Origin of the sequence: Psychrobacter sp. UBA6739 (genome assembly GCF_002453835.1) — a bacterium.
In the GTDB taxonomy this organism is placed as follows: domain Bacteria; phylum Pseudomonadota; class Gammaproteobacteria; order Pseudomonadales; family Moraxellaceae; genus Psychrobacter; species Psychrobacter immobilis_A.
Map to the genome: position 1 here is coordinate 1 of NZ_DKHR01000014.1, position 7,558 is coordinate 7,558.

Here is a 7,558-nt window from a genome sequence, read left to right on the forward strand (position 1 = left end):
CAAGGAGATTTATAAGGTAAGCCCGATTTCTAGCTATTATTATGAATAAATAATAAGAAATAAGCTTAGTTTATAAAGCGCCGTATTATAACAGTACTTAGCAACTAACACAAAGGTTAATCACTGAGCCACCGTTAATAAATTATAACAATAATTAGAAATGCTCGGCTAATAAAAAAGCAGCGATATCACGCTGCTTTTTTATCAAAACAATAAGATAGATTGTTAATAAACAAGCTATTTTATCTTTGGTTCTTTCACTAACTGACTGCTATCTGCTTTTACCACCAAAGTTTTGGCCAATTTGTCATGCCAGCCGATATTTTCAGGGCTTTTTGAGGCCATGTAATAATGAATAGCAATAATCACGAACCCTAAGAAGCTGGTAAACGAGAACAATAAGTTATAAATAATAAACAATAACAAAGTACGCACACCAATAAGCTTGGTAAAAGAGGGCAAACGATGGGTGGTTTGATCCACCACGCGAATACCCGTAATCAGCTTACCGAGTGACTGACCACGCAGTGTGATAAATACCAATTGTAGCGCAAATAAGCCAAATACCATCACTTGCGACATCATCAATGTGCTACTAGGAAGACTCTCCATCAGTGTCATTGAATACTGATAAGCCGCATCCATGTCTTGGATATTTTGGAATTTGGTATAATCCACATCCATTTTTGTCAATGCCATCACCAGCGGAAAAATAGCCAGTAGATAGAGTAGTCCATTGATGGCTGTTGCTAATACTCGCGACATAATCGGTGCAAGTACCACATTACCGACGACTTTGTCTTTGCTAGACGCAGTCTTATTGCTATTAGCCTTGTTTAGTGACACATTATTGTGCGGTGTTTGCTGACGATTGGTGGTCATGTCAGCTTTCACATTTTTATCCGTGTCTTTCGGACGTTCAGGCTTGCCATACAATCTATCTAATGAAACTGATTTGCTATCCGAGCTATTGCTAGCATTATCTTCAGGAAAAACAGTTACATTATTGATAATAGAGTCATTAACTTGAGGCTTGCCAAGGTTGGTAGGTCGATAAACCGTTTGATTATTGGTCAAGTTACCGACACGCTGCCATTGGTCTAAGCCTTCATGCCACATCAAATCATCCAGCAGTACTTCACCAGATGCCAACATAATATTAAGCTGCTCCAAATTGTAGGGACCAGCTTGTACGTTATTTCGAGCAAGGAAAATCTGCATAATTGCCTGCATAGTTAGTCATATCTTAAGTCACTATATATGATACATAATATTAGGGTCTATTTAACACTTTTCAAATAGACCCTAATCATTGTTTCTTTAATGACTGTGTGAATTATTGCTGTGACTGAACGTTACGGCTTACTTCGCTTCTTCACCAGCTAAGAAGAACCAAGTATCTAGTACAGAATCAGGGTTCAACGACACTGAGCTGATACCTTGCTCCATGAGCCAGAACGCGAGATCTGGATGGTCTGATGGACCCTGACCACAGATGCCGACATATTTGTTTGCTTTACGGCACGCATCAATCGCCATGGTCAATAGTTTCTTAACCGCAGGATCACGCTCATCAAATAGATGTGAGACGATACCTGAGTCACGGTCAAGACCAAGTGTCAACTGAGTCAAGTCGTTAGAGCCGATTGAGAAACCATCGAAGTGCTCTAGAAATTCATCTGCCAATAGGGCGTTGGTTGGTAACTCACACATCATGATAACGCGTAAACCGTTTTCGCCACGTTTTAGACCGTTTTTCTCAAGTAATTCGATGACTTCTTTGGCTTCGCCGACGGTACGAACGAATGGAATCATAATCTCGACATTGGTCAAGCCCATCTCATCACGTACGCGTTTCAGTGCTTTACACTCAAGCTCAAAGCAGTCACGGAAATTATCAGACACATAACGACTGGCACCGCGGAAACCAAGCATTGGGTTTTCTTCTGATGGCTCGTATAATTTACCACCAAGCAGGTTAGCATATTCGTTTGATTTAAAATCTGACATACGAACGATAACTGGCTGATCCATAAAGGCAACGGCTAGCGTTGAGATACCTTCGACCAACTTATCCACGTAGAAATCTACCGGTGAGGCATAACCAGCGATACGCTCTTGGATGGCTTGGGCAATTTCGCGTGGCAAGCTGTTCATATTCAGTAGTGCTTTTGGATGCACACCAATCATACGGTTGATGATGAATTCTAAACGCGCAAGACCAATACCTTCGTTTGGCATTTGCGTGAATGAGAAGGCGCGATCTGGATTACCAACGTTCATCATTACTTTGAATGCAAGCTCTGGCATAGACTCAACAGAGTTGGTCTGTACTTCAAAGTCGATTTGGCTTTCATAAATGAAGCCAGTATCACCTTCGGCACAAGAAGCAGTGACGTCTTGACCATCGACCAATAGCTCTGTTGCATTACCACAACCAACGATAGCTGGTACACCAAGCTCACGCGCGATGATAGCCGCGTGACAAGTACGACCACCACGGTTAGTGATGATGGCAGAAGCGCGCTTCATGACTGGTTCCCAATCCGGATCCGTCATGTCTGATACCAGTACATCGCCTTCCTGTACTTTATCCATCTCATTTAAATTGCTAACGATACGGACTTTACCTGAACCGATACGCTGACCGATTGAGCGACCTTCGCATAATACTTTAGCGTTAGTGGTGTCGATGATATAACGCTCCATGACATTGCTGTCTTGGCGGCTCTTAACCGTTTCTGGACGCGCCTGAACGATAAAGATTTCATTGGTATCGCCGTCTTTTGCCCATTCGATGTCCATTGCTTGACCGTAATGCTTTTCAATCGTTACCGCTTGTTTAGCAAGTGAGGTTAGCTCTTCAGTTGATAATGAAAACTGCATACGATCTTGTTTTTCAACATCGACAGTTTTCACTGATTTAGTGGTGCTACCTTCATCACCATAAATCATTTTCTTATGCTTGCTGCCTAGGTTACGGCGAATCACCGATGGTTTACCATTGGCTAGCAATTGCTTAGAAATATAGAATTCATCTGGGTTAACCGCGCCCTGTACAACCATTTCGCCTAGACCATAGCTTGAGGTGATGAATACCACTTGATCAAAACCGCTTTCGGTATCTAGCGTGAACATCACACCCGCCGCGCCAGTTTCTGAGCGAACCATACGCTGTACAGCAGCAGATAAGGCAACGCCTTCGTGCTCAAAACCTTTATGGACACGATAAGAGATGGCACGGTCGTTATAAAGAGATGCAAATACCTCTTTAATTGCAATTAGGACGTTATCAATGCCGCGAATGTTCAAGAAAGTCTCTTGCTGACCCGCAAATGATGCATCTGGCAAATCTTCGGCAGTCGCAGAAGAACGGACAGCAACCGCGATGTCTTCGCCGCCGCTCATCGTTTCAAACGATTGACGTACTTTTTGCTCAAGATCACTTGGCAGCTCTTGCTCAATAATCCAAGTACGAATCTTTTTACCCGTTTCTGCAAGTTTTTTGACATCATCAACATCTAGCGTTTTTAGTTCGTTGTTGATTTTGTCAAGCAGGCCAGTTTCATTCAAAAAGCGGTTAAATGCATTTGACGTGGTGGCAAAGCCGCCTGGAACACTAACACCCAAATCAGACAAATGGCTGATCATTTCACCTAATGAGGCGTTCTTGCCGCCGACCATTTCAATGTCGTCTTTTCCTAGCTGATCAAGATTGATTACAAGTGCTGTAGATTGCGCTGCCATGATAACTCCAGAAAATAAGGTTATTTAGTAAAGATTATAACGGTGAATTATACCGCTATATTTGGAGAATTTCGAGGGGTTGAACCAATATTTTTGTCAAAAAGATACAAATTGTGGGCTTTGCTACATAATTAGTAGAAGATTATTCATTTTTCTATTTTTGAGATGACGTAAAAATGCGAGTAAAGATCACTATAATTATCAAAATATACCTATAAATCGGCTGATAAATAGAGGGTTTAAAATAAATAACAGAAGAGCTTTAGGATATTCTTATAATATTTGCCTTTATATATAGCAGGTAAAGCTGCGCTAGTATGAGTAACCAGTCAGCAAAATAATGGCTATTAATCGGTATGATAAGATTAAGGGCACTGTGGCTTTCTAAGTGTACGCCTGTAACATTGATTTCTATTAGGTCGCTATTATGCGTATAATGTAGAGCATAAATAGTAGCGGTTTATCCTGATATAAATGTGCAATATTAGCGCTTATACAAAACGAAAATTACGTCTAAAAATCAAGTCTAAAGCCGATCAAAAATAAAAGCCAAATGAAAATTACCATTGTGTTTTCAATCGAGGTGCCAACGTTATGTACTCAAGTAATCCAGCTGAACAACTGAATCCCACTATTCAAAATCGCAACGCACTAAACTTAGACAGCTCTCAAGCCGTACGAACCGCGTTTTTTATCTCAGATGGCACAGCGATTACGGCGGAGACGCTTGGCCGCGCTATCTTGAGTCAGTTTGCTTCAGTACCTTTTGAAACACGAGTGTTGCCATATGTCGATAGCTTAGAGCGTGCAGAAGACGCCGTTGAGCAAATCAACATGGCGTATCAACGAGATGGTTTGTTGCCATTGGTCTTTGATACGATTGTTAACCCTGATATTCGTGAAAAGATCAATTCTGCCCAAAGCTGTAACTTGGATATGTATGAGGGTTTGATAGGTCGCGTTGCTGAAGAAACGGGTGTGGAGCCTGACGGACATTCGGGTCATGCACACGACGATGTGGATTCTGAGACTTACAAAGAACGTATCGACGCGGTGCATTTCGCTTTAGACAATGATGATGGTGCGCGTACGCGTCATTACGATGCGGCCGATATTATTTTGGTGGGCGTATCACGTTCAGGCAAAACACCGACTTCTTTATACTTAGCCTTACAGTTCGGTATTCGAGCAGCAAATTATCCTTTGACCGAAGATGACTTGTACGATAATCAATTACCAAAAGCATTGCGCGAGCACAAAGACAAGCTGTTTGGTCTATTGATCGATACCGATCGTTTGGTGAAAATTCGTCAAGAGCGCCGTGCGGGAAGTCGTTATTCGAGCTATCAGCAATGTCAGCAGGAGCAGCGTGCGATACAAGGGATTTATATCACGCATGGTATTCCAAGCCTTGATGTCTCTGAGATGTCCGTTGAAGAAATCGCTACGCGTATCTTGCAGATGACTGGTCTTAAACGCCGTATCGGCTAATAAAATATGAAAAGAACCATTATTTAAAGCATCACTATTATTAATAATCATCATTTAATACCATCTCATTATCACATAGAGAATATTATGAGTTCATTTTATAAGTCTAGCAAGACCCATTTATTATTGGCCAGCTTGCTGAGTGCGGTCAGTTTACTGAGTGCTTGCCAAACGTCACCTTTTTCACGTGAGCCAGTGCCTGAGCCACGTTATATCCCAACCATTGTATTGGGTGAATCGCAAACGCTAACAATCATGCCCAATCGTGTGGCCTGCGCCTCGGCATTACCGATGCAGTGTTTACTGGCCAAATCAAGCAAAGATGGCAGCGTGTTTCAGGTACCTTATGATTGGATTGATGACTTTAAACCAAGCCTTGGCACAGAATATGTGATTAGTGCGCGTCCGCAGATTGATGAGGGACAGAAAAGCGCGACTGGGCATTGGACACTGCAAAATATTGTGTCACAACGTATGGTGGGCACACCTTAGTCGTGTGATTTTGACTCAAGCAATTATTGATTCATACACAGTCTAAAAATCAAATAAATAAGTAAATGTAAAGAGGACACGATGGGAACTAAAAAACCAAGCGACGCGACCAATGATATTGGTAAGGACATTCATACCGAAGTATCAAATAAAGAAAGCGGTCGCGTGCCGAATCCTGAGCATACTGAAGGCAAAAATAAAAAACAAAATATTGAACAAACCCATGAGCAGGTCACTGATGATGTCATGCACCATCCTGATCTTATTAATCCGCTCGATGACACGCGAATCGATATCAAGTCTGGTTATACAAAAGATTCACGTCGCTTAAAAGGCGATAACCATGAGTATGAGTATGATGCGGTCGTTTTAGGAGCAGGTCCTGCTGGCGAAGCGGCGGCTATGAAATTGACTAAATCTGGCAAAAAAGTGGTGGTCATTGATCCACGTGATCAGGTAGGTGGTAACTCTACCCATGTGGGTACAATTCCAAGTAAAGCACTGCGCCAATCGGTATTCAACCTCATTAACTTTCGCCGTGATCCTATGTTTACCAAGGCGATGGAGTACAAGCAAGTTCCTCTAAATAGAGTGCTTGCCAATGCTCGAAAAGTCATTCGCAATCAGGTTAGTACGCACACACGATTCTATGAACGCAATCGCATTGAAGTGATTCAAGGTTGGGCAAGTTTTATTGATGCTCATACTTTACGTGTTGAAACCGATGACAATGTCTTTGAAACCATTACCTTTAATAAAGCCATCGTAACGGTTGGTAGTCGTCCTTATCGCCCTGAAATTTTAGACTTTAACCATCCGCGCGTTTTTGATTCTGATAAAATTTTGCAAATGGATTATGTGGTCAAAAAAATTATCATCTATGGTGCGGGCGTGATCGGTTGTGAGTATGCCTCTATCTTTACGGGTCTTGGTTATAAGGTTGATTTGATTAATAACCAAAATCAATTGCTCAGTTATCTCGATAGCGAGATTAGCGATGCTATCGCGCATGACTTTAGACAATTTGGCGTATTGATTCGTAGTAATGAAGAGATTGATCATCTTGAAACGCATGACGATTATGTCGTCTTGCATCTAAAGAGTGGTAAGCGCATCAAATCTGATGCCATTCTTTGGTCAAATGGTCGCTCAGGTAATACGGAAGGTTTAAACTTAGAAGCGATTGGTCTAAAAGCAAACAGCCGTGGTCAATTAAAAGTTGATGATACCTATTGTACTGAAATCGAAAATATCTATGCCGCAGGCGATGTGATTGGCTGGCCATCTTTGGCTTCTGCCGCTTATGACCAAGGACGCTGTGCGGCGGCCTTTATGGTTGGTGATAGCGATGCGGAACCAGTGTCAAGCGTGCCAACTGGTATCTATACGATTCCTGAAATTTCTTGTATCGGTAAAACTGAGCAAGAGCTAACCGACGAAAAAGTCCCATACGAAGTGGGTCAAGCATTCTTCAAGCATTTGGCACGTGCACAAATCATTGGTGAACGCTCAGGCGTACTAAAGATTTTGTTCCATCGTGATACGTTAGAGATTTTAGGCATCCATTGCTACGGTAACCATGCATCAGAGATTATCCATATTGGACAAGCCGTGATGAAGTGTAAGAGCAATAATACACTTGAGTACTTTGTGAATACTACTTTTAACTATCCAACGATGGCAGAAGCGTATCGCGTGGCGGCACTAAATGGTCTTAATCGTGTTTTTTAAGTGATAGAATATTAAAACGTTATAAATAAAAAAGCGCCTGCTATTTAGCAGGCGCTTTTTTTGATTCAGGATTATTAGACCTCTTGCAAAAGTAGCA

5 protein-coding genes are annotated in these 7,558 nt (G+C 41.8%); 3 read left to right on the top strand and 2 right to left on the bottom strand.

The window, feature by feature from the left end; translation table 11 throughout:
- Positions 1-237: 237 nt before the first annotated feature.
- Positions 238-1,233, bottom strand: a complete 996-nt coding sequence (locus B2575_RS03400; protein WP_296240138.1) for an RDD family protein — start codon at positions 1,231-1,233, stop codon at positions 238-240.
- Between the two features lie 129 nt (positions 1,234-1,362).
- On the bottom strand, positions 1,363-3,747 hold the full coding sequence (gene ppsA, locus B2575_RS03405; RefSeq protein WP_087814999.1) for a phosphoenolpyruvate synthase: 2,385 nt from the start codon (positions 3,745-3,747) through the stop codon (positions 1,363-1,365).
- Positions 3,748-4,341: 594 nt separating this feature from the next.
- Here ppsA and ppsR point away from each other — a divergent pair.
- The 3 genes from ppsR to sthA all read left to right on the top strand — a co-directional run bounded on the left by ppsR (position 4,342) and on the right by sthA (position 7,461).
- On the top strand, positions 4,342-5,238 hold the full coding sequence (ppsR, locus tag B2575_RS03410; RefSeq protein ID WP_045446910.1) for a posphoenolpyruvate synthetase regulatory kinase/phosphorylase PpsR: 897 nt from the start codon (positions 4,342-4,344) through the stop codon (positions 5,236-5,238).
- A gap of 87 nt (positions 5,239-5,325) precedes the next feature.
- Positions 5,326-5,730: a DUF4377 domain-containing protein gene (locus tag B2575_RS03415; protein WP_296240140.1), complete on the top strand. Its 405-nt coding sequence runs from the start codon at positions 5,326-5,328 to the stop codon at positions 5,728-5,730.
- Between the two features lie 81 nt (positions 5,731-5,811).
- Positions 5,812-7,461 carry a Si-specific NAD(P)(+) transhydrogenase gene (gene sthA, locus B2575_RS03420; protein ID WP_045452107.1) on the top strand — a complete coding sequence of 550 codons (1,650 nt, stop codon included), beginning with the start codon at positions 5,812-5,814 and terminating at the stop codon, positions 7,459-7,461.
- Positions 7,462-7,558 lie beyond the last annotated feature (97 nt).